A 21,683-nucleotide genomic window follows, 5' to 3' on the forward strand; every position below is an offset into this window, starting at 1 on the left:
AGTGGAAGCGGGACCACCGTGTGGGCGACACGGCCGGAGACGCCGACCGCGCTGACGAACGTACGACCCGCAGGGCGCCCCCGCGACCGCAGAATCCGGACCCGGGGCCGAGGGGCACGCCCGGGGGAGTCCGGTCGGGGCGCCGGTGGGCGTGGAGATCGCGTCCTCGTCCTCGGCCCTGTGCGATTCCGCGGGCCGCCGCTTCAGCTGAGGCCGTCGACCGCCGCCCGGAGCGGGGTCGTGCACCGCCGCCGGGGGTGAAGCCGTGGGCCGCCGCCCCGGGTACGGCGAGTCGTCGTCCGTGACCCGCGCGCACCCCCGATCCTGACCTGACGTGCGGCCCCGGACTCCCCGGCCGGGGGCCGCGCGACCACCGCCGCCCCGTGCCATCCCGGAACCTACGGAGAACCATGGACGCCGACAGCAATCACCCCGCGGACGACGGCGCCGAGAAGCCCGTGGGCGCAGCGGGCGCCGGCGGCGGCCTCTCCGGTCCCCCCGCCCAGGCCCGCGCCGCCGTGCTCCTGCGCCGTCCGAAGCTGTGGCTGGTGCCCACCGTGCTGACCGGCCTGCTCGCGCTGCTGCTGTCGCTGCTCTACATGGGCGGCATCGTCAACCCGAACGGCCATCTGCGCCATCTGCCGATCGGGCTGGTCAACGAGGACACCGGGAAACCGCCGCCCGGACAGCGGCAGAACGCGGGCACGCAGGTCACGGCGGCCATCGTCGCGAACGACACGGGTGGTACGGCGAGCTGGCGCAGACTCACCCGCGCGCAGGCCCAGGACGAGCTGTCCTCCGGCAAGATCTACGGCGCCCTCGTCGTGCCCGCGGACTTCACGGCCTCCCTGACCGCGCTGACCACGGCGAACGCCACGGTCCGGCCCACCATGACCGTACTCACCAACCCGGGTATGGGCAGCCTGGGTTCGTCGCTGGCCGGCCGGATCACCACGGCCGCGGCCCAGCAGACCTCCGCGACCATCGGCAAGCAGCTGACCGCGTCGCCCGTGACCGCGCGGGCGGACTCCACCACCCGGCTGCTCCTCGCCGACCCCGTCCAGGTCGTCACCCGTATCGGGCACCCCATCGGCGCGCACAGCGGTCTCGGCCTCAGCGCGTTCTACTACACCCTGCTCCTGGTGCTGGCCGGCTTCCTCGGCGGCAACCTGATCAGCACCGGCGTCGACACGGCCCTCGGCTACGCCGACAACGAGATCGGCCCCTGGCACACCCGCCGCCCGACCGTCCCGATCAGCCGCACCCAGACCCTGCTCCTGAAAATGGCCATGACCGCCGGGATCACCGTGCTCACGGTCTCCCTGGTCATGGTGGCCACCGTCGCGATCCTCGGCATGGACGCCACCCACCTGCCGTTGCTGTGGATCTACTCCTACTGTGCGAGCCTCGCCGTCGGACTGGGCGTCCAGGCGATCAACGCGGCGTTCGGCGGGATCGGGCAGCTCGTGTCCATGTTCGTGTTCATCGTGCTGGGCCTGCCGTCCTCGGGCGCCACCGTCCCGCTCCAGGCCGTCCCCGGCTTCTACCGCTTCCTGTCCGTCTTCGAGCCCATGCGCCAGCTCAGCGACGGGGTGCGCGCCATCCTCTTCTTCGACGCCCGGGCGGACGCCGGGCTCGGCCGCGCCTGGCTCATGATCGGCGTCGGTGCCGTGCTCGCCCTCGTCTTCGGCTTCGCGATGACCCGCTACTACGACCGCAAGGGCCTGGACCGGCTGACCCCCCAGCCGCCGGCCCACCCGGCCGGCCGTCCCGCGGCCCCGGCCTGATCGGGCCGTCGGCGCCCGGAGGACGGAGCCCCCGGGTCACGTTCCGCGGACGCCGTTGCGCATCTCGCGGGGGCTCACCCCGAAGCGCTGCCGGAAGGCGGTGCTCAGGGTGCTCGCCGACGAGAACCCCGAGGCGTAGGCGAGGTCGGTGATCGTCAGGTGCTCGCAGTCCCCGCACCGGAGCCGTTCGCGGACCAGTCGCAGCCGCTCCTCGCGGATCAGGTCACGGGGGGTGGTGCCCGCGCGCTGAAGGGCCAGCTGGATCTGGCGCAGCGACCAGCCGAGGGCGCGGGCCATGGACGTACCGGTGAGGCCGGGGTCGGCGGCGTGCTCGCGGACGTGGCGGCGCACCACCGCCTCCACGTCGGTCAGATGACGGCCGCCGTCGGGACGGTCGTCGCCGGTGGTGAGCATGCACAGCAGCTCCACCACCCGGTCGGCGACGGCGTTGAACTGGGAGTCGGTGAGGTCGTCGCGCTCGGCGTGCAGACCGTCGAGCATCGAGCGGACGACCCGGCCGAGGCCCCTGCTCAGGTCGAGGCCGACGGCCAGCGGCGACTTGCGGTTCAGCGGCCCGTCCAGTTCGCGGGCCGGGATCGTGAGGACGAACGCCTGCGTGGAGGCGTCCTGGAGGCACTGGAAGGGCGATCCGAACGAGACGAGGGTGCCCGTCCCCGGCGTCAGCCGTGCCTCTCGGCCGTCCTGGCGCAGGACGATCTGTCCGGTCAGCGGAAGCAGTAACCGGTAGTCCCCGTCGGGGTCCTCGCGGATCTGCCGCGCGGTCCTGCTGTACTCGATCTCGTCCGACCGGAACCTGACGAGCTGGTACGCATCGGTACGCTGGCGGACCGTCCGCCCGTGGAAGTCCTCGGCGCGTCCGTACCGGTAGCCCATCCGGGACTGGTACGACCCGATGTGCTCGCTCCAGAAGTCGGCGCGCTCGGACGGCTCCACCGCGCCCGTCGACCGGACTTCCACCAGGTAGTTCCCCGTGGGCAAGGCCACCATCGACTCCCGTACGGGTGAGGGCAGTTACGCGGTGTCAGCCTAGTGCACACAGCCGGTGCGCATGGGGGCAATTTCCTTGCGCGCGAGGGAAAGCGTGAAGGCCGGTGCGCGGCTACCGTCATCCGCCCCGCCAACTCGCGCCCCATCCCTCACTTTTCCTGCTCCTGCCCCAGTAATGCGTCGTCGCGCAAAAGGACTTGAGGACCATGACCGATCGGATACCGGAGGCCGTGTCCTGGTGCCTGGCCGCCGGCCTGCTCGCCGTCACCGTGCTGCTGGTGCGCCAACGCGGGATCAGCGCACGGCAGCGCCGGCGGACCGGCGATCTCGCGCAGGACCTGCGCGCCCGCGACGACGAGCTGCGTCACCTGGCCGAGGTCCGTCTGCCCGTCCTGGAGGACACCCCGTACCGGCACCACGGACCGGGTGCCCAGGACGCCGTCCCCCTCGACACCGGCCCGCTCGACGCCCGGCTGGCCGGCACGGACTTCGCCAAGCAGCTCGACACCGTCCTCGAACGCTTCTCGGAAGCGGTGGGACACGCCCGGGCACGTGCCGACCGGTCCGCGAAGTCCGCGCTCAAGGCCTCCATGCGCTCGATCCAGGCACTCGCCAACGAACAGCAGGTCGCCATCGCCGAGATGCAGGACCGGCACGACCACCCCGACATCCTGCGGGACCTCCTGGAGATCGACCACACCAACGCCCAATTCGGGCGCCGCGCGCAGGCGATCGCCGTCCTGTGCGGCTCCTGGCCCGGACGCCAGCGCAGCACGTCCGCGCTGGTCGAGGTGGTGCGGGGCGCCACCTCACGGGTCCGTGACTACCGGCGCGTGCGTGTCAACGGACAGGTCGACATCGCCGTCGAGAGCCGGGCCGTGGAACCCGTGGTCCTCGCCGTCGCCGAACTGCTGGACAACGCGGCGCGCCACTCGCAGCCCGACACCACCGTCGAGGTCACCGTCCAGGCGGCGCACAACGGCGCCTGCGTGGTCGTCGACGACGCCGGTGTCGGCATGGACGCCGGGGCGGTCGAGCGGGCGGCCGGACTGCTGACCGGCCGCGATCCGGTGGACGTCACCCGGCTCGGCGACCCTCCGCAGTTCGGCTTCGCCGTCGTCGGCGTGCTCGCCGCCCGGTACGGATTCAGCGTCTCGGTGGACACCCGCTCGCCCTACGGCGGTGTCCGGGCGGTGCTGTTCCTGCCCGCCGCCCTGCTCACGCGTCCGGTCCCGGCCGCCCCGGTGCCCGCACGGGCCGTACCGGCGCCGACGGGCGGGAGACCGCCGTCCGTGCCGCCGCTGCCCACCCGGCGGTCGGCCGAGCCCGTCGGGACGACCACGGCCGGCGGCCTGCCGAAGCGGCGGCGCAGAGCCCCGCGGCAGCCGGACCCGGTGGATCCGGCCGCCGCACCCGTCGAGGACACCGGCGAACGGTCGGCCGAGGAGAACGCGCGGCGCATGGGCGCGTTCGCCCGCGGCACCCGCACCGGCCGCGCGGAGCAGGACGCCTCGGCGACCCCGGCGGCCACCCCCGCGGCCCCGGACGCCCCACCCCGTCCGACCGAAGGGAGCACACAGGGATGACCGCGCCCATGACCAACGAGCTGGGGTGGATGCTCGACGAGGTCCTGAAGGTGCCCGAAGCGCGGCACGCGATCCTGCTGTCCGCCGACGGCATGCTCCGCGCCCACTCCGCGGACATCGGCCGGGACGACGCCGAGCGGCTGGCCGCCGGTCTGTCCGGGGTCCAGTCGATCAGCCGCAGCACCGCCGAGTTCTGCGGCAGCCCGGACACGCCGTGGCGGCAGACCCTGATCGAGTTCGCGCACGGCTACGTCTTCCTCGTCGCGGCGGGCGAGGGCACCCATCTCGCGGTGTCCACGACCGGGGACGTCGACATCGAGGCGGTCACCTACCGCATGCACAAGATGGTCGACCGGCTCGGCAAGGAACTGGCCAGCCCCGCCCGGCAGGACACCGGCAGACCGGCATGACACCGCCCGGCGGTCGTCCCGGGGAACGGCTGGTGCGCTCGTACGTCGTCACCGGCGGGCGTTCGCGGCCCTCGCGCAACACTCTCGACCTCGTCACCCTGCTGATCGCCGCCGCGGGGCCGCCGCTCACCGGACTGAGCCCCGAGAAACGGCGGCTGATGGAGCTGTGCCGGCCCGGTGCTCTGTCCCTGGCCGAGGTGGCGGCCCATCTGGAGCTGCCCGTGAGCGTCACCAAGGTGCTGGTCGCCGACCTGATGGACAGCGGTCACCTCGTCACCCGCGCGCCGATCCCCTCCGCCGGGCCGCCGTCCGACACCCGCGTCCTCAAGGAGGTGCTCGATGGACTGCGCTCCCGCCTCTGAGACCGTGTACCTGCCCGAGGGGGTGCGGACCGCCGTGAAGCTGCTGGTCGTCGGCCACTTCGCGGTCGGCAAGACCACGTTCGTCGGCGCGCTGTCCGAGATACCCCCGCTGCGCACCGAGGAGGTCATGACCCAAGTCGGCGCATCCGTTGACGACTTGGTGGGCGTGCGGGGCAAGACCACCACCACGGTGGCCCTCGACTTCGGCCGTGTCACCCTCAACGACAGCCTGGTCCTCTACCTGTTCGGCACCCCCGGACAGCGACGCTTCACCGGACTCTGGCGGGACCTGACCCGCGGAGCGCTCGGCGCCCTCGTCCTCGCCGACACCCGGCGCCTCGACCACTCCTTCGAAGTCATGGGCCTGCTTGAGGAGTTGGGGCTCCCCTACGCCGTCGCCCTGAACGACTTCGACGGCATGCCCGAGCACGGCCTCGACGAGGTGCGCGAGGCTCTCGACCTGCCGCCCGCCACCCCGCTGCTGCGCTGCGACGCCCGCGACCGGATCTCCGCCACCGAGACGCTGATCGCCCTCGTCACTCATCTGCTGGCCCGCACCGGCGACTTGGAGAACGCGTGAGAGCCGAACCGCCCCCCGGCTGCCCGGCCCATCAGCCCTTGTACGGGCCGGAGTTCGCGTCCGATCCCGCCTCGGTCTACCGGCGGCTCCGCGCGTCGGGGCCGACCGCGCGCGTGGAGATCGCCCCCGGCGTCCGGGCCACCCTGGTCACCGGGTACGAGGCCGCGCTGCACGTCCTGCGCAGCCCGGAGACCTTCTCCAAGGACCCGCGGCACTGGCGTGATCTCGCCGACGGGACCGTCCCGGCGGACAGCCCGGTCCTCCCGATGATGACGTACCGGCCCAGCGCCCTGTTCAGCGACGGCGAGGAGCACGCCCGGCTGCGGGGCGCGATCACCGACACGCTCGCCCGCGTCGAGTCCTCCACCCTGCGCGGCTACGCCGAACGCGGCGCCGACACCCTCATCGACCGGTTCGCTCCGCGCGGCACGGCGGATCTGCTCGGCGAGTACGCGCAGGTCCTGCCGCTGCTCGTGTTCAACCACCTCTTCGGCTGCCCCGCCGGGCACGGGGTCCGGCTGGTCGAGGGCATGTCCGGCATGTTCGACGGGGTGGACGCCGGGAAGGCGCACGAACTGCTCGTCGCCACGCTGCTCGACCTGGTCGAGCTCAAGCGGCGCAGACCGGCCGCGGACATGACCTCCTGGCTGATGGAGCACCCGGCCGGACTGACCGACGAGGAGCTGATCCACACCCTCGCCGTGCTGATGGGAGCGGGGACCGAACCGCAGCAGAACCTGATCGCGAACGCCCTGCGGCTGCTGCTGTCCGACGACCGCTTCGCCGGCGACCTGTCCGGCGGCACCCTGCCCGTGGAGGACGCCCTCGACGAGGTGCTCTGGACCGACCCGCCGATCGCCAACTACGCGGTGCACTATCCGCTGTACGACGTCGTGTACGAGGGAAGCGCGCTGCGCGCCGGAGAGCCGCTGGTGGTGAGCCTCGCCGCCGCGAACACCGATCCCGCCCTGACGAGCCGTCGGCGTACGGGCAATCGCGCCCACTTGGCCTGGAGCGCCGGTCCGCACACGTGTCCCGCGCAGGGCCCGGCCCGGCTGATCGCGTCCGTCGCGGTCGAGCGGCTCCTGGACCGGGTCCCCGACGTGGAACTGGCGGTTCCCGTGGAGGAACTGCGCCGGCGTCCCGGCCCGTTCCACCGCGCGCTCGCCGCGCTGCCGGTCGCATTTCCGCCCGCCCCAACCGTCGGACGGACCGGGGACGGACAGGCCGGGGACGGACGGACCGGGGACGCACGCACCGACACCGCGGGACGGTCGCCGTCCGAGCCCTTCGTACCGCCCGCGTCCGGGCCGTGGACGCCCGGGACCGGCCGCCCGCGGAGCGCCTGGGCGCGGACGGCGGCCTGGTGGCGCGGTGAGTGAGCGGAGCCGGGTGCGTGTGCCCGGCCTCAGGCGAGGTGCACGGGCAGGGAGCGGTGGCCGTTGGAGATGAAGGAGTCCACCGGCCTCAGCTCCTCCTCCGGGACGGCGAGCCGCAGGTCCGGAAAGCGTCCGAACAGGGCCGGAAGCGCGATCCGGGCCTCCAGGCGGCCCAGCGGCGCCCCGAGGCAGCGGTGCACACCGTGGCCGAAGGCGAGGTGCTCCTTGTCGGCGCGGGTCACGTCGAACAGGTCGGCGTCCTTGCCATGGCGCTCCGGATCACGCCCGGCGGCGGCGTACGCCGCGAGGATCGCCTCGCCCCGGGCGATCACGACGCCGTCGGGGCCGCCGAGTTCGGAGAGGGCGATGTCCTCGACGGCGTACCGCAGCGGCAGGCTCGCGACCGGCGCGTCCGCGCGCAGGGTCTCCTCCACCACGTCGTCCCAGCCCGCGCGGCCCTCCCGGACATGGGCGAGCTGTTCGGGGCGGGTGAGCAGGGCGTGCACGGCGTTGTCGATGAGGTTGACCGTCGTCTCGTGACCGGCGCTGACCATGAGGATCAGGGTGTCGAGCAGTTCCTGCTCGCTGAGCGCGGTGCCGTTCGTGTCGTCGCGGGCCGCGATGAGCCCGGAGGTCAGGTCGTCGCCGGGTGACTTCCGCTTGGCGGCGACGAGTTCGGCCAGGACGACGAGCAGCCGGCCGTAGGCCGCCGTCATCTCGCCCGGTTCCGCGGAGGTGTCGAACATGCTGTCCACCAGCTCGCGCAGCTCGGGGCCCCGGTCCTCGGGCAGTCCGAACAGTTCGCTGATCACCTGGATCGGGAGGGGATAGCAGAACTCCTCGCGCAGGTCGACGACCTGGGCCCCGCGCCCGGCCTTCGCCACGCGGTCCAGCAGCTCCCGGGTGATCTCCTCGATGCGCGGCTGGAGCGCCGCCGTCCTGCGGGCGGTGAACGCCTTGGAGACCAGGGTGCGCAGGCGGCGGTGCTCACCCCCGTACGCGGTGAACATGTTCTCCGTGGCCACCCAGGCGAACAGCGGCCACTCGGGCGTGATCGCGCCGCTCGCCAGCAGGGGCCAGTGCTGCGCGGCGTCCTTGGACACCCGGGGATCGGTGAGCAGCCGCTTCAGCAACTCGGGGCCGCTCACCGCCCAGGCCTGCACACCGCCGGGAAGCTCCACCCGGGCCAGTGGTCCTCTCTCGCGGATCCGGGCGGCCTCTCCATGGATGTCGCGTCCGGTCGCGTCGATCACCAAAGGACGTGGTTCTGCCATCGGGAGCCTCCCCGCAGTCGAACTCCGATTCGCATACGGCACGTCACGCTACGCGACGAGCGGGGTCGCCGGGATGCCAGGGGTGCCGGATGCGTACGGTGCCAACTTCCGTGCGCGTACAGGCAATTGGCCTTTGCTTGTGCACGCGGGCAAGCCAGCCGGGGTTCGGATCCTGCCGTTCCTCCGCGCCTCAGGCGTGCTCGCGGCGCAGCAGCCGCCGGCGCGGCTCCTGGTCGGGGAGCCAGCCGAAGGCGAGGCAGCTGCCGACGGCTCCGAGGAGCAGGCCGACGAAGAAGCCGCCGAGGTTGGAGGTGACCCAGGTGCCGAGCGACAGCAGGATGCCCAGCAGGGAGTAGAACAGCCGCTGGGTCGGGTTGAAGAGGATCAGCAGGCCGCACAGCAGCATCGTGGTGGGCAGCAGATACCCCGCGAGGCCCTGCATCCCGATGTGCAGGACGACCTTCAGGGACGCCTTCTCGGTGAGGAGGATCTCCGCCCCTCCCAGGGCGAGCAGCAGCCCGCCCCAGAACGGGCGGTTCGCGCGCCACCGCCGGAAGGTCTCCCGCACGTCCAGGGTCTCGTCCTTCTGCGCCTCGGCACTCATCAGCAGCCTGTGTCGCTGAAGCGGAGCTTGAGACCGGGGAGCTTGAACACCCCTGCTGTGGTCGCGTAGTTGGTCTGGCGCAGGTTCGCGATGCGCACGGTGTCGGCCTGCTGGCTGAACACGCCCTTGGGGCCCTGGACCCCGGCCTTGTCGAGCGTGCTGGCGTCGTTGCCGATCTCGATGTTGTTGAAGGAGGCGTTGCCCGACAGCTCCGTGGAGTCGGTGGTCAGGTTGGTCGCCTGGACCTTGTCCGACCCGCTGCCGGCGGTGATGAGCAGGTTCGTGCCCCCCAGGTCGACGCTCTGGCACAGGTGGTCCAGTGTCGCGTTCTTGATCGCCGAGGTGACGATGAGGACCTGGCCGCCGGTGTCGCCCGCGTTGGGGCTGTCGTCGGCCATGTTGTCGAGGCCGCCGAACTGCTCGAAGCCGGTGCCGTTCAGCTCGGTCGCGGTGACCGTGAAGGGCATGCCGGAGATGGCGAACTGGACGCCGAGGGCGCCCTGCGCCGTCGCGATCATCAGTCCCGCGGCGACCACGGTGGCCGGTACCGCCATCACGGCGGCGCGGCGCAGCCGGACCCGCCCGCGTCTGTCCTGTCCGGCGGCGGCTGAACCGCTTTCCGGGTTCTCGGGCGTGGAACCGTTGGACGCCGTGGCGTCCGGGGACGAGGCCATGTCTGCTCCCTGGGCACGTTCGATGCTGAAGTCGATGCGGGTGGGGCTCCATCGGCACGTTGTCCTGGCGCGGACAGCGGCTGCCGCGTACGCCTCCTCGCGCCTCCCGGCGGTTGCAAGGGCTTTCTCGTTACGCGGCAGTAGCCTTCGAGGAAGTTACCGGGGGTTACACGAACGGGTCAAGGCGCGTGTGGGAAAACCGTGCCAGTTGTGTCCCACCCGTGAACAGTCATCCGCCGGACAGTCGCACTGAGCTTCAACTTCCTTGCTACGCCTTGACGTTGACCATCCATCAGGTCTACAACTCTCCCTGTTTCCCGGATCCGTGGCGCCGGATCCGCCGGCCGACGCGCCCGTCACCTCCCGGACCCCGCTCTGCGGGGCGGTCATGGCGTGTTCCGGAGCGGCCCAGGCGCGTACGCCGACACGGCGCGCCGCACGGCCGTTCCCCGTTCCCGTGGCACCGGTTGCGGTCACCTTCCCCCCGAGGGCCGTGCCGGTCGCCCGGCTGTCGCTGCCGGCCCGTGGCGTACGGAGAAGGCGTCACGGACCGGCGGCGGTCACTCCCCGCACCACTCCCGCACGCGGGCCCCGGCATGTTCGCCCGCCGTCGCGCGCGGCCGTCCCACCCCGCACACCGCGCCACCGTCTCGACCCGCACCCCCGCGCCCCGGCGCGGTCAGGCACCCACACCCCCATCGGAGAAGAGGCACCCCCCAATGCGCACTCGCACCCTGCTCGCCCTCGCCGGAGCCGTCGCGGCCCTCTCGGCCTCCGCCGTCGTCCCCGCCTCCGCCGACGACGTCGCGGTCCTCACCACCGGCAGCGCCGCCGGGACCCCCGTCGCCGTCGGTGACGTCCTCGCCGCCTCGCTGGCGAGCGGCACCAACGCCACGCTCTACTCCAGCAGCACCGGCACGAGCGGCGTCTCCTGTTCCGCGTCGACCTTCACCGCGACCGCCGCCGACAACCCGGCGTCCCCCGGCACGGCCACCGAGTCCCTCACCGGCCAGACCTTCAACGCCAGTTCGTGCAGCAGCAACGTCGTCGGCGTCCTCGGCGTCACCAGCATCACCGTCGACAACCTGCCCTACAGCACCGCGGTGGGATCCGACGGAAGCGTCACGGTCACCCCGGCCGCCGGCTCCACCATCCAGACCACGGTCAAGCTGCGTTCGCTGCTGGGCACGCTGACCTGCGTCTACCGGGCCAACAGCCTGACGGGCACGGCGGACAACAGCGACAACAGCATCAACTTCACCAGCCAGCAGTTCACCAAGTTCTCGGGCTCGTCCCTCTGCTTCGCGAACGGCTACTTCACCGCGAAGTACGCCCCCGTGACCGACACCAGCCAGACGGGCAGCCCGGCGGTATTCGTCAACTGATCCCCACGGGAAGCCGGTTCACTGCCGGCGTCGCAGCACCACGGCGACGCCGGCGGTGAGCAGCAGCGCCGCTCCCGCCCCGCCGGCGACCATGGGGAGGGCGGGACCGCCGCCCGAGGTGTTCTCGGCGGCGGGTGCCAGATGGTCGGTGCCCGCCTTCTCGGCGGCCGGACCGGCCGTGCTGGACGGAGAGTCGGCCGGGGCCGAGACCGTCGAGGGGCTGGGTGTGGCGGTCGCCGACCGGGTCGCCTTGGGCGACGCCTTGGCGCTCTTGCCGGCGGAGCCGCTCGCCGTGGTCCCCGAAGTCCCGCTGCTCGTGGCCGGCTTCGAGGCTCCGCTCCCGCCGGAGAACACGACGTCCGAGCAGGAGTAGTACGTGTCCGGCGTGCTGGAGTTCTGCCAGATCGTGAACAGCATCTGGCGGCCGGTACGGCCGGAGGGCAGCGTGGCCCTGATGCGGTAGGCGCCGGCGACCAGCGCCGGGTCGGTGACCGACGCGAACGGTTTCTCCGGCAGGTCGGACCACTTCAGCGGCCGCGTCGGGCTGTAACCCTGCTTGGTCAGATAGAGCTTGAACGTTCCCTGGTGCGCGATCGTCGAGCTGTACTTCATCGTCAGGGCCGCCCCGGCCGTCAGACGGGTCGCCGGGAAGTCGGCGCGGGCCAGGTCGAGTCCCTTGTAGGCGGGCAGGTTGCCGCTGCACAGCTTTCCGTCCGGGATCACCGAACGGTCCCGGCCGTCGACCCCGCCCACCCGCAGGTTGTCCCACGCGGTGAAGGGAGCGCCGTTCGCGGCGATCGCCGCCCGGCAGGCAGCCGTCCGGTTCTGGCTGCCGCCCTCGGGCGAGCACGCGTACACGCGGCTGACCGGAGACGTCGGCGCGCCGTGCGCCGACGCGGTCCCCGCGGCCCACGTGGTGAGCAGCAGCGGAGCCGCCAGGGCGACGGCGGCCGCGGTGGCGGTGCGGTAGGCGGTCATCCGGGACGTCTCCTCGATGCGTGGGCGAAGCACTGGGCGTGGCGCTGGGCGTGGCGGTGGGCCGTCGCGCGCGGCCGGGACACACACTCCACGCGTGGGGCACGGTGGGATACGGATGCCGCGGGCCGTGCGTTCAGATCCGCGATCCGCGCGAAACGGAACCACCGCGCGCGATCGCACCGGACGCGGCCCGGCCCTCCGCCGGACCAGGGGCCGAACACCGCCCGGGCCAAGGGCCGTACATCTCCCGGATCGAGGGCCGTGCGCCGCCCGGATCGAGGGCCGTGCATCTCCCGGATCGAGGGTTTTCCCGCTATCCCTCCGCTCCGCCGCCCGCCTAGGGTTCAGCGACCGCCGACGGCGGCTGCGCACCCTGTGTCCAGGACCCGGCCGTGCGCAGGACACCGGCGCGGCCGACAACAGCTCGAAGCCGACCGACCTAGGCCGAACGCTGAGCTCCACGGGGGGAGGGGCCGCCCGGCGCGCATCGCGTCGGACGGCCCCTTCTGTTCAGCCGGTACGGTGAGCCGCATGCGCGATCCCGAGGTCCCCGCCCCCTTCGCAACCGGTCCCGACGGCGTCCCGGTGGTCGTGAGCTCGGTGCGCGGCTCCTTCCCCTGGAGCGTGCTGGCGCACCGGCACCCGGCGCTCATCCACAAGGTGCGGGACGCCTTTCCGTACGGTCCCGAGCAGCGTGACGCGCTGGACGCCCTGCTCCGGAACTGCGCCGAAGGGGTCGTGGAACCGCTCGCGGAACCCGCCGCGGACCGCGGCCGGTGGGACGCCTGGGGCGGACGGGAGTACTACGGCCGCTCCTGGTTCGACCTGCCCTTCCTGTGGTCCGAGAGCTACTTCTACCGCAAACTCCTCGAAGCCGTCGGCTACTTCGAGCCGGGTCCCTGGCAGGGCATCGACCCCTTCCGTCCCTTCAAGCTCGCCGAACTCGACACCCCCGAGGCCGCCGCCGAACTCGCCGCGCTGGACGACCTCGCGCTCCGGCCCGCCGACGAACAGGAGGAGGCGCTGCTGCGCGGATCCCTGTGGGGCAACCGCGCCGACCTCGGGTTCAGCCTGGCCGGAACCGGAGGCGCGGCGGCCGCCGAGGAGCGGCTCGTGGCCAACGACACCGAGCTGCTGCGGTCCCTGCTCACCGGCGGCACCCTCTGTGTCGTGGCGGACAACGCGGGCCGGGAACTCGTCCCCGACCTCCTCCTCGTCGACCATCTGCTCCGGCACGGCCGGATCGGGCGGGCCGCCCTGCACGTGAAGCCGTACCCGTACTACGTCTCCGACGCCACCGCGGCCGACGTGCTGGACGCGCTGCGCCGGCTGACCGCCGCCAAGGGAGCCGCGGGCGAGGCCGGGAACCGCCTCTGGGCCGCCCTGTCCGAAGGCCGGCTGACCCTGCGGACCCATCCCTTCGCCTGCGGCCCGCTGCCGTACGCCGATCTGCCGGACGACCTGCGGCGGGAGTTCGCCGCCGCCGATGTGACCCTGCTGAAGGGCGACCTGAACTACCGCCGGCTCATCGGCGACCGGCTGTACCCCGCCACGACCCCGTTCGCCGTCGCCACCGCAGGCTTTCCCGGGGCGGTGGCCACGCTGCGGACGCTCAAGTCCGATGTCGTCGTCGGGCTCACGGCCTCCGTCGAGGCGGACCTCGACGCCACCGAGGGCGACAGCTGGCGCACCGCCGGAACCCACGCGCTGATCCAGGCGAGGCGCGGATGACCGCCGAGCCCATGGCAGGGGCAACGCGCGCGGCTTTCGGGCGGGTTCACGCGATGGTGTGATCATGTCCTGGCCTGCGGATGTGCGCGCGGAGCCCTGGGTAGGGCCCGGCCATGACGCAGCCGTTCCGACTCCCGCGCTTCTACATGCCCTACGCCGCCCGGCTCAACCCGCACCTCGACGAGGCGCGGGCCCACTCCGGCGAGTGGGCCCGCGAGATGGGCATGCTCGAAGGCTCGGGCATCTGGGAGCAGACCGACCTCGACGCCCACGACTACGGCCTGTTGTGCGCCTACACCCATCCCGACTGCGACGGACCGGCGCTCAGTCTGATCACCGACTGGTACGTGTGGGTGTTCTTCTTCGACGACCACTTCCTGGAGACCTTCAAGCGCACCCAGGACCGCGCCGGCGGCAAGGCCTACCTGGACCGGCTCCCCCTCTTCATGCCACTCGACCTGTCGGCCCCCGTCCCCGAACCGGAGAATCCCGTGGAGGCGGGACTCGCCGACCTGTGGGCGCGCACGGTGCCCTCGATGTCCACCGCGTGGCGCGCGCGGTTCGCCGAGTCCACCGAGCACCTGCTCAACGAGTCGATGTGGGAGCTGTCCAACATCGACGAGGGGCGGATCGCCAACCCCGTCGAGTACATCGAGATGCGCCGCAAGGTGGGCGGAGCCCCCTGGTCGGCGGGGCTCGTGGAGTTCGCGACCGCCGAAGTGCCCGAGCCCGTCGCCGGTTCGAGGCCGCTGCGGGTCCTGATGGAGACGTTCTCGGACGGCGTCCACCTGCGCAACGACCTGTTCTCCTACCAGCGGGAGGTCGAGGAGGAGGGCGAGCTCAGCAACGGCGTCCTCGTCCTGGAGTCGTTCTTCGGCTGCACGACACAGCAGGCCGCCGAGACCGTCAATGACGTGCTCACCTCGCGGCTCCACCAGTTCGAGCACACGGCGCTCACCGAGGTGCCCGCGCTGGCCCTGGAGCGGGGCCTCGACGCCGCGGAGGCCGCCGCCGTCGCCGCGTACACGCGCGGGCTCCAGGACTGGCAGTCCGGCGGACACGAATGGCACATGCGCTCCAGCCGCTACATGAACAAGGGCGCCGTCGAGGAGGCACGGACCCCCGTCCCGAGCGGGCTCGGCACGTCCGCGACGGACGTCGGGGCGCTGCTCTCGGCGGCCGGGGCGGAGCGGCTGCGCGCGTACGGCCATGTCCCGTTCGAGAAGGTCGGGCCGTCCGTGCTCCCCGACTTCCACATGCCCTTCGAGGTCACCCTCAGCCCGCACCTCGCGGGCGCCCGCGAGCGTCTCGGGGGCTGGATGCACGCCATGGGCATGCTCCGGGAGGGCGTCTGGGACGAGGACAAGCTGATCGCGTACGACCTGCCGCTCTGCGCCGCGGGCATCCATCCCGACGCGACACCCGAGGCCCTCGACCTCGGTTCGCGGTGGCTGGCCTGGGGCACGTACGCCGACGACTACTACCCGCTGTGCTTCGGCAACCACCGTGACCTGGCCGCCGCCAGGCTCGCCACCGCGCGCCTGTCCGCCTGCATGCCCGAGGAGGGCGAGGAGCCGCCCGTCCCGGTCAACGGCATGGAACGCGGACTGATCGACCTGTGGCGGCGCACGACCGCGGACATGGCCCCGGAGGCCAGGAACACCCTGCGCGCCTCGGTGGACGTGATGACGGAGAGCTGGCTGTGGGAGCTGTCCAACCGGATCCAGGGCCGCATCCCCGACCCGGTGGACTATCTGGAGATGCGCCGGGCCACCTTCGGCTCCGAGCTCACCATGAGCCTGTCCCGCCTCGGACACGGCCGGACGGTCCCCCCGGAGGTCTACCGCAGCGGCCCGGTCCGGTCGCTGGAGAACGCGGCCATGGACTACGCGATGCTCCTGAACGACGTCTTCTCGTACCAGAAGGAGATCGAGTACGAGGGAGAGATCCACAACGGCATCCTCGTCGTACGGAACTTCTTCGGCTGCGACTACCCGACCGCGCTCGGCATCGTCCATGATCTGATGACCCGGCGCATGGAGCAGTTCCAGCATGTCGTCGCACACGAACTGCCGCTCCTCTACGAGGACTTCAAGCTCTCGGAGGAAGCGCGCGAGGTGATGCGGGGCTATGTCGCCGAGCTGGAGAACTGGCTGGCGGGAGTCCTGAGATGGCATCAGGACTGCCACCGGTACGGCGCGGCCGACCTGGCCAGGCGCGCCCACGGCTTCGTGCCGGACCAGGTGCCGGCGCCGCCCCTGGCCCTTCGGGCGGAGCCCGTGTCGCTCTGACGGACCGGACCGGACCGGTCCGGGCGGAGACAGGTCCCTCGCGCGGATCGTTTCCGGGACGGGGCCCGTCCAGTCTCACTCGTTCGGGGATCGTCGCGCGCCGGAGCGAGGGGTAGGGCAGGAGCCGAAGGCGGTCCGTGGAACATCTGCCGGAGGCGACTCATGGAACAGGCCGCGTTGCGACCCAAACCGATGCCGGGCCGGGATCCGGGCGGCGGCGCCCGGTCCTCCCGTGGCGCCCGGCGCCCGCGCGAGGAGCGGCGTCGTGGCAGGCGCCTGGTCACCCTGTCGGCCGGGGTGTTCGCCGGGGCGGTGCTGGTCCTGTCCGGTGTGGGGATCGGCGCGGTGGGCGCGACCGTGGTCGGCGCGGGCGGACTGGCGGAACTCCGGGAGCGGGCCGGCGCGATCGGCGCGGCCGTCGGTGCGGCCGGGCCGGCCCGGGAGCCCTCCGCCGGGGCCGCGGCGCCGGGGCCGGGAGCCGACGGCGCACACCTGGCGGCCGGTTCGGGAGCGCCGACGTCCGCCGGTTCGCCGGCTCCGGGGCCCGGCGGCACAGGGGTGTCGCCGCCCACCGGGTCCGAGCGGGAGCCCGTACGGGGCACCCTGGGCGTCGAGGCCGTCGACGCCCCCGCCGGCCCGGGCGCGCTCATCGTCGGGGTGCACGTCCCCGGCCCCGGCTGCACCGCGGGCCTCGTGCGCGGCGACGTCCTGCTCGCCCTCGACGGGACCCGGATCACCTCGGCCGCCGACCTCGCGCGCGCCGTGGCGGACGCGGCACCGGGCCGTGAGGTCACCCTGCGGGTGCGCCACGCGAACGGCGGCCGTGGGCGCCTGACAGCGGTGCCGGGCACCGCGACCTGAGGCGGCCGGGCCGGGACCGCGCCGGGGACACGGGGTCCGTCAGGTCGGATCTCGGAGAAAGGGGCTGGTCAACCGGGCCGCGGGCGGTCACCATGGCCGCATGCTGAGCACTCTCGCCGCCTTCCTCGGCGCCTGCACCCTGATCGCCGCCTCGCCGGGACCGAGCACCGTGCTGATCATCAAACGGTCCCTGGGCAGCAGGCGGTCCGGGTTCCTGACCGTGCTCGGCAACGAGACGGGCGTCTTCCTGTGGGGCGCCGTCGCCGCGTTCGGCCTCACCGCGCTGCTCGCCGCCTCCGAGATGGCGTACGACGTCATGCGGATCGTCGGCGCCGTGGTGCTCGTCGGCTTCGGTGTCCAGACGCTGTGGCAGGCACGCCGTACCAAGGAGGGTGCCGACGGAGGCTGGGAGGGCGCGGAGAGGAGCGACTGGGCGTCCTACCGGGGCGGGCTGCTGCTCAACCTCGCCAACCCCAAGGCCGCCGTCTTCGCGATGTCCTTCCTGCCGCAGTTCGTGCCCGAGGGCGCCCCGCACCTGCCCGCCATGCTCGGCCTCGCCGCGCTCTGGGCGGTCTACGAGGTGGGCTACTACGGCGTCTACGTGTGGTTCGTCGGCCGGATGAAGGCGGTGCTGTCCCGGACGGGCGTGCGCCGGCGTCTGGAACAGGTCTCCGGGGGCGTCCTGCTGCTCCTGGGAGCCCGTCTCGCCCTGGAGGGCTGACCCGCTCCGGTGCGACCGGCTCGCGCGCGCCCCACCGGAGAGGCAGGATGCTGCCGTAGCCCCCCGGGGGAACTCCGCACACACGGAGGCAACGATGACCGCCGCCACACCCGCGCCCTTCACCGCGAACGACTACGAGGCCCGGATGCGGCGCGCGGCCGAGGCCGCGGCCGACGCCGGGCTCGACGGCGTCCTGGTCGCGCCGGGGCCCGACCTGGTGTGGCTGACCGGATACCGCCCGGTGGAGACCGAGCGGCTCACCCTGCTGGTGCTGCGGGCGGGACACGACCCGGCCCTCGTCGTGCCCACCCTGGAGGCGCCCGACGCGGCCAAGTCGGCCGGCGCGCCCGCGCTGACCCTGCACGCCTGGACCGACGGCACGGACCCCTACGCCGCCGCCGAACCCCTCATGAGCCGCGCGGGCCGCTTCGGCATCAGCGACAACGGCTGGGCCCTGCATCTGCTCGGAATCCAGAAGAGGCTCCCCGACACCCGCTACGAGGCCCTGACCGAGACACTGCCGATGCTCAGGGCCGTCAAGGACGCGGCCGAACTGGAGCGGCTGGCGGCCGCCGGAGCCGCGGCCGACGAGGCGTTCGAGGAGATCCGCAAGGTCCGCTTCGCCGACCGCAGGGAGTCGGAGGTGTCCAAGGACCTGGCCGATCTGCTGCGCCGGTTCGGGCACTCCCAGGTGGACTTCACCATCGTCGCCTCGGGCCCCAACGGAGCCAACCCGCACCACGAGGCCGACGAGCGCGTGATCGAGCCCGGCGACATGGTCGTCCTGGACTTCGGCGGCCTCAAGGACGGCTACGGCTCCGACACCTCCCGCACCGTCCACGTCGGCGAACCGGACGACGAGGAGCGCAAGGTGCACGACATCGTGCGCGAGGCCCAGGAGGCCGGCTTCCGTGCCGTGCGGCCCGGGGCCGCCTGCCAGGACATCGACCGTGCCGCGCGCGCCGTCATCGAGGCCGCCGGGTACGGCGAGTACTTCATCCACCGCACCGGGCACGGCATCGGCGTCACCACCCACGAACCGCCCTACATGGTCGAGGGCGAGGAACAGCCCCTGGTCCCCGGCATGTGCTTCTCCGTGGAACCGGGGATCTATCTGCCCGGGCGCTTCGGGGTCCGTATCGAGGACATCGTGACGGTGACCGGGGACGGCGGACGCCGGCTCAACAACACCTCACGCGAGATGGTCATCGTCGACTGACACGGGCCCGCGGACCGTGCGACGATCCGTCGAACCCGCCCCCGGACGACAAGGGCGCGCCCATGAACCCGACACCGGCACCGGCACCACCACCGACCTCCGAGACCGTCCGTCGGCTGGTCCGCGCCCTGCTCTTTGACGACACCGCCCCGGGTCCCGGACCCGACGTACGACCCGTCGGCGAGCCGGGCGGGAGCTTCACCTGGTGGGTGGGCCGGCACCATGTGCTGCGGCTCGCGCCGGACCACCAGTCCTCCCTGCGCCGGCGCCGTGAACTGCGCCTGCGCGATCTGATCCGCCCCTTCGTCGGGGGCGCCGTCCCCATGAGCGTCGCGCGGGGCGACTGGGCGAGCGGACTGAGCTACACCCTCGACACCCTGGTGCCCGGCGTCTCCGGCGACGAGCAGGCCGTCTCCGCACTCGGCGAGGCCGACCTGGCGGACCTGCTGACCGGGCTGCGCGAGGTGCCCGTACGGCAGGCCGAGACGCTGGGGGTGCCGCGGAGCGCGCCGCGCTCCCTGGAGACCCTGCGCGCCGCCGCCGTACGGGCCGCCGAACGCCTCCCCGCCGAGGAGTTCGACCCCGCCGGTCTCGACCAGCTCGCCGCGCCCGCCGCCGTCCAGCTCGGCGCGCAGGCGGGCCCCGCGGTCCTCGTGCACCACCGGCTCCTGGGCGAACACCTCGTGGTCGGACCCGACGGACGGGTGCGGGGCGTCCTCGGCTGGAGCGGCACGGTGATCGGCGATCCGGCCGAGGACATCGCCGGGCTGGCCCTCGCCGTCGGCGCCCCGGCCGCCGTCCGCGCCGCCACCCTCGCCGGCTACGGCGCCCGCTCCTGCCTGCGCGGCCTGTGGCTCGCCCGCTGCGACACCGTCGTCGGGCTCGCCGAGGGGCTCCGGGGCGGCCGGGCCCCCGGCCGGCTTCCGCTCCTGGAGGCCCGGTTGAGGCGCGCCTGGGAGTCGATCCTGCTGGAGCGGGTCACGGACCTGCGGGACACACCCGACGACCCGCCCTAGCACCGGAACCGGCGGGACGGAACCGGCGGGACGGACCGGGCGGTGCCGGCCCGTCCTGGCGGGCCCTCACGCCTGGGTCAGCACCACGCACGACTCGCCCGGTACCGTCAGCACCCCGTCCTGGCCCGGCGCCTCGACCGGGTCCCACGCGGCGAGGACGCGCGCCCTGCGGATGCCCAGGGGAATCGCCGCGGGGTCCTTGCCGAGGTTCACGGTGACCCGGACGTCCCCGCGCCTGACGGCGATCCAGCGGGCCCCCGGATCGTGGGCGACCCTGACCGCCGCGAGATCGGGATCCGACAGGTCGGCCTGGCCCCGGCGCAGCGCGATCAGTTCGCGGTACCAGGCCAGCAGCCGGGCGTGCGGGGCCCGTTCGGGCTCCGACCAGTCGAGACAGGAACGGTTCCGGGTCGCCGGGTCCTGCGGGTCCGGCACGTCCTCCTCGGCCCAGCCGTGCGCCGCGAACTCCCGCCGCCTGCCCCGCCGTACGGCCTCGGCGAGCTCGGGATCGGTGTGGTCGGTGAAGAACTGCCAGGGTGTGCCGGCGCCCCACTCCTCGCCCATGAACAGCATCGGGGTGAAGGGCGCGGTGAGCGTCAGCGCGGCGGCGCAGGCCAGCAGCCCGGGGGACAGGGCGGCCGACAGCCGGTCACCCTGGGCGCGGTTGCCGATCTGGTCGTGGGTCTGGCCGTAGCCGAGCAGCCGCTGCGCCGAGACGCGCGCCCGGTCGAGCGGACGGCCGTGATGGCGCCCGCGGAAGCTGGACCAGGTGCCGTTGTGGAAGAAACCGGACGTCAGCGTCTTGCACAGCGCGGTGAGCGGGGTGTGCGCGAAGTCGGCGTAGTAGCCCTGGGACTCCCCGGTCAGCGTGGTGTGCAGCGCGTGGTGGAAGTCGTCGTTCCACTGCGCGTGCAGCCCGAGACCGCCCTCCTCGCGGGAGGTGATGAGCCGGGGGTCGTTGAGGTCCGACTCGGCGATCAGGAACAGTGGCCGGCCCAGATCACCGGCGAGCGCGTCCACGGCCGCCGACAGCTCCTCCAGGAAGTGCAGCGCCCGGGTGTCCCGCAGCGCGTGCACCGCGTCGAGCCGCAGTCCGTCCAGACGGTAGTCGCGCAGCCAGGCCAGCGCACTGCCCACCAGATAGGCGCGCACCTCGTCCGAGCCGGGCGCGTCGAGGTTCACCGCGGAGCCCCAGGGCGTCTGGTGGGTGTCGGTGAAGTACGGCCCGAACGCGGGCAGATGATTGCCCGACGGACCCAGATGGTTGTGCACGACGTCGAGGACGACACCGAGGCCCAGTTCATGGGCCCGGTCGACAAAGCGCTTCAGCGCCTCGGGACCGCCGTACGGCTCGTGCACCGCCCACAGGGAGACCCCCTCGTACCCCCAGCCGTGCCGGCCGGGGAACGGGCAGAGCGGCATCAACTCGACGTGCGTGACGCCCAGTTCGGCCAGGTGCCCGAGGCGGTCCGCCGCCGCGTCCAGCGTGCCCTCGGGCGTGTACGTCCCCACGTGCAGTTCGTAGAGGACCGCGCCCGGCAACGGGCGTCCCGGCCAGTCGGCACGCCACGCGTACCGGCCCTGGTCGACCACCGCGCTCGGTCCGTCGGGGCCGTCCGGCTGGCGGCGCGAGCGGGGATCGGGCAGCACCGGCCCGTCGTCCACCGCGAACCCGTACCGCGTCCCGTCCTCCGCCTCCGCCTCGCCCGTCCACCATCCGGCACGCCCCGGCTCGCGCTCCAACGCGCTCGTGACACCGGCGCAATGGAGCGTCATCCGGTCGGCCCGCGGTGCCCACACCTCGAATCGCATGGACG

The 21,683-nt window shown here is 73.0% G+C and carries 19 protein-coding genes; 13 read left to right on the plus strand and 6 right to left on the minus strand.

The window, feature by feature from the left end; genetic code table 11:
* Nucleotides 1–410: 410 nt before the first annotated feature.
* Complete coding sequence (locus tag WJM95_RS25595; RefSeq protein ID WP_339132140.1) at nt 411–1,787, plus strand: DUF3533 domain-containing protein; 1,377 nt, start codon at nt 411–413, stop codon at nt 1,785–1,787.
* 36 nt (nt 1,788–1,823) lie between these two features.
* On the opposite strand, the gene WJM95_RS25600 is transcribed toward WJM95_RS25595, so the two are convergent.
* The gene (locus WJM95_RS25600) at nt 1,824–2,786 is read right to left on the minus strand and encodes a helix-turn-helix domain-containing protein (protein WP_339135840.1); all 963 of its coding nucleotides are present in this window, start codon (nt 2,784–2,786) and stop codon (nt 1,824–1,826) included.
* A 215-nt stretch (nt 2,787–3,001) separates the two neighbouring features.
* Here WJM95_RS25600 and WJM95_RS25605 point away from each other — a divergent pair, with 215 nt between their 5' ends.
* From WJM95_RS25605 to WJM95_RS25625, 5 genes are read left to right on the plus strand one after another with little or no spacing between them, the layout of a single operon-like run.
* On the plus strand, nt 3,002–4,381 hold the full coding sequence (locus tag WJM95_RS25605; RefSeq protein ID WP_339132141.1) for an ATP-binding protein: 1,380 nt from the start codon (nt 3,002–3,004) through the stop codon (nt 4,379–4,381).
* On the plus strand, nt 4,378–4,791 hold the full coding sequence (locus WJM95_RS25610; protein WP_339132142.1) for a roadblock/LC7 domain-containing protein: 414 nt from the start codon (nt 4,378–4,380) through the stop codon (nt 4,789–4,791). Before WJM95_RS25605 ends, WJM95_RS25610 begins: the two co-directional genes overlap by 4 nt.
* The gene (locus WJM95_RS25615) at nt 4,788–5,153 is read left to right on the plus strand and encodes a DUF742 domain-containing protein (protein WP_339132143.1); all 366 of its coding nucleotides are present in this window, start codon (nt 4,788–4,790) and stop codon (nt 5,151–5,153) included. The genes WJM95_RS25610 and WJM95_RS25615 overlap by 4 nt, the downstream gene beginning before the upstream one ends.
* Entirely contained in the window at nt 5,131–5,733 is a 603-nt protein-coding gene (locus WJM95_RS25620; protein ID WP_339132144.1) for an ATP/GTP-binding protein, read from the plus strand. Before WJM95_RS25615 ends, WJM95_RS25620 begins: the two co-directional genes overlap by 23 nt.
* Nucleotides 5,730–7,115 carry a cytochrome P450 gene (locus WJM95_RS25625; RefSeq protein WP_339132145.1) on the plus strand — a complete coding sequence of 462 codons (1,386 nt, stop codon included), beginning with the start codon at nt 5,730–5,732 and terminating at the stop codon, nt 7,113–7,115. The genes WJM95_RS25620 and WJM95_RS25625 overlap by 4 nt, the downstream gene beginning before the upstream one ends.
* Nucleotides 7,116–7,141: 26 nt before the next feature.
* On the opposite strand, the gene WJM95_RS25630 is transcribed toward WJM95_RS25625, so the two are convergent.
* From WJM95_RS25630 to WJM95_RS25640, 3 genes are all read right to left on the minus strand, one after another.
* On the minus strand, nt 7,142–8,386 hold the full coding sequence (locus tag WJM95_RS25630; protein WP_339132146.1) for a cytochrome P450: 1,245 nt from the start codon (nt 8,384–8,386) through the stop codon (nt 7,142–7,144).
* 190 nt (nt 8,387–8,576) lie between these two features.
* Nucleotides 8,577–8,990, minus strand: a complete 414-nt coding sequence (locus WJM95_RS25635) for a DUF6114 domain-containing protein (protein ID WP_339132147.1) — start codon at nt 8,988–8,990, stop codon at nt 8,577–8,579.
* Nucleotides 8,990–9,664, minus strand: a complete 675-nt coding sequence (locus tag WJM95_RS25640) for a DUF6230 family protein (RefSeq protein WP_339132148.1) — start codon at nt 9,662–9,664, stop codon at nt 8,990–8,992. Before WJM95_RS25640 ends, WJM95_RS25635 begins: the two co-directional genes overlap by 1 nt.
* 719 nt (nt 9,665–10,383) lie before the next feature.
* Here WJM95_RS25640 and WJM95_RS25645 point away from each other — a divergent pair.
* Entirely contained in the window at nt 10,384–11,049 is a 666-nt protein-coding gene (locus tag WJM95_RS25645) for a Tat pathway signal sequence domain protein (protein ID WP_339132149.1), read from the plus strand.
* Between the two features lie 18 nt (nt 11,050–11,067).
* Here the strand turns inward: WJM95_RS25645 and WJM95_RS25650 are convergent, their stop codons facing one another.
* A complete protein-coding gene (locus tag WJM95_RS25650) occupies nt 11,068–12,027 on the minus strand; it encodes a lytic polysaccharide monooxygenase (protein WP_339132150.1) in 960 nt (319 codons plus the stop codon).
* A 531-nt stretch (nt 12,028–12,558) separates the two neighbouring features.
* Between WJM95_RS25650 and WJM95_RS25655 the strand changes: the two genes are divergently transcribed.
* The 6 genes from WJM95_RS25655 (at nt 12,559) to WJM95_RS25680 (ending at nt 19,866) form a co-directional block, all read left to right on the plus strand.
* The gene (locus WJM95_RS25655; protein WP_339132151.1) at nt 12,559–13,758 is read left to right on the plus strand and encodes a damage-control phosphatase ARMT1 family protein; all 1,200 of its coding nucleotides are present in this window, start codon (nt 12,559–12,561) and stop codon (nt 13,756–13,758) included.
* A 113-nt stretch (nt 13,759–13,871) separates the two neighbouring features.
* Nucleotides 13,872–16,049, plus strand: a complete 2,178-nt coding sequence (cyc2, locus tag WJM95_RS25660) for a germacradienol/geosmin synthase Cyc2 (protein ID WP_339132152.1) — start codon at nt 13,872–13,874, stop codon at nt 16,047–16,049.
* 162 nt (nt 16,050–16,211) lie between these two features.
* The gene (locus WJM95_RS25665) at nt 16,212–16,910 is read left to right on the plus strand and encodes a PDZ domain-containing protein (protein ID WP_339132153.1); all 699 of its coding nucleotides are present in this window, start codon (nt 16,212–16,214) and stop codon (nt 16,908–16,910) included.
* Between the two features lie 100 nt (nt 16,911–17,010).
* Complete coding sequence (locus WJM95_RS25670; protein WP_339132154.1) at nt 17,011–17,631, plus strand: LysE family translocator; 621 nt, start codon at nt 17,011–17,013, stop codon at nt 17,629–17,631.
* Nucleotides 17,632–17,725: 94 nt separating this feature from the next.
* Nucleotides 17,726–18,850, plus strand: coding sequence for an aminopeptidase P family protein (locus WJM95_RS25675; protein ID WP_339132155.1), 1,125 nt, complete (start codon nt 17,726–17,728; stop codon nt 18,848–18,850).
* A 62-nt stretch (nt 18,851–18,912) separates the two neighbouring features.
* Complete coding sequence (locus tag WJM95_RS25680; protein ID WP_339132156.1) at nt 18,913–19,866, plus strand: aminoglycoside phosphotransferase family protein; 954 nt, start codon at nt 18,913–18,915, stop codon at nt 19,864–19,866.
* A 66-nt stretch (nt 19,867–19,932) separates the two neighbouring features.
* Here WJM95_RS25680 and treZ read toward each other — a convergent pair whose 3' ends face one another.
* Nucleotides 19,933–21,678, minus strand: coding sequence for a malto-oligosyltrehalose trehalohydrolase (gene treZ, locus WJM95_RS25685; protein WP_339132157.1), 1,746 nt, complete (start codon nt 21,676–21,678; stop codon nt 19,933–19,935).
* Between the last annotated feature and the right edge of the window lie 5 nt (nt 21,679–21,683).

Source organism: Streptomyces sp. f51 (assembly GCF_037940415.1).
Taxonomy (GTDB): Bacteria; Actinomycetota; Actinomycetes; order Streptomycetales; family Streptomycetaceae; genus Streptomyces.

What these genes read in the sequence shown, in the direction of transcription:
- WJM95_RS25595 (WP_339132140.1), top strand. Translation starts at nt 411, where the DNA reads ATGGACGCCGACAGCAATCACCCCGCGGACGACGGCGCCGAGAAGCCC.
- WJM95_RS25605 (WP_339132141.1), top strand. Translation starts at nt 3,002, where the DNA reads ATGACCGATCGGATACCGGAGGCCGTGTCCTGGTGCCTGGCCGCCGGC.
- WJM95_RS25610 (WP_339132142.1), top strand. Translation starts at nt 4,378, where the DNA reads ATGACCGCGCCCATGACCAACGAGCTGGGGTGGATGCTCGACGAGGTC.
- WJM95_RS25615 (WP_339132143.1), top strand. Translation starts at nt 4,788, where the DNA reads ATGACACCGCCCGGCGGTCGTCCCGGGGAACGGCTGGTGCGCTCGTAC.
- WJM95_RS25620 (WP_339132144.1), top strand. Translation starts at nt 5,131, where the DNA reads ATGGACTGCGCTCCCGCCTCTGAGACCGTGTACCTGCCCGAGGGGGTG.
- WJM95_RS25630 (WP_339132146.1), bottom strand. Translation starts at nt 8,386, where the DNA reads ATGGCAGAACCACGTCCTTTGGTGATCGACGCGACCGGACGCGACATC.
- WJM95_RS25635 (WP_339132147.1), bottom strand. Translation starts at nt 8,990, where the DNA reads ATGAGTGCCGAGGCGCAGAAGGACGAGACCCTGGACGTGCGGGAGACC.
- WJM95_RS25640 (WP_339132148.1), bottom strand. Translation starts at nt 9,664, where the DNA reads ATGGCCTCGTCCCCGGACGCCACGGCGTCCAACGGTTCCACGCCCGAG.
- WJM95_RS25645 (WP_339132149.1), top strand. Translation starts at nt 10,384, where the DNA reads ATGCGCACTCGCACCCTGCTCGCCCTCGCCGGAGCCGTCGCGGCCCTC.
- WJM95_RS25650 (WP_339132150.1), bottom strand. Translation starts at nt 12,027, where the DNA reads ATGACCGCCTACCGCACCGCCACCGCGGCCGCCGTCGCCCTGGCGGCT.
- WJM95_RS25655 (WP_339132151.1), top strand. Translation starts at nt 12,559, where the DNA reads ATGCGCGATCCCGAGGTCCCCGCCCCCTTCGCAACCGGTCCCGACGGC.
- cyc2 (WP_339132152.1), top strand. Translation starts at nt 13,872, where the DNA reads ATGACGCAGCCGTTCCGACTCCCGCGCTTCTACATGCCCTACGCCGCC.
- WJM95_RS25665 (WP_339132153.1), top strand. Translation starts at nt 16,212, where the DNA reads ATGGAACAGGCCGCGTTGCGACCCAAACCGATGCCGGGCCGGGATCCG.
- WJM95_RS25670 (WP_339132154.1), top strand. Translation starts at nt 17,011, where the DNA reads ATGCTGAGCACTCTCGCCGCCTTCCTCGGCGCCTGCACCCTGATCGCC.
- WJM95_RS25675 (WP_339132155.1), top strand. Translation starts at nt 17,726, where the DNA reads ATGACCGCCGCCACACCCGCGCCCTTCACCGCGAACGACTACGAGGCC.
- WJM95_RS25680 (WP_339132156.1), top strand. Translation starts at nt 18,913, where the DNA reads ATGAACCCGACACCGGCACCGGCACCACCACCGACCTCCGAGACCGTC.
- treZ (WP_339132157.1), bottom strand. Translation starts at nt 21,678, where the DNA reads ATGCGATTCGAGGTGTGGGCACCGCGGGCCGACCGGATGACGCTCCAT.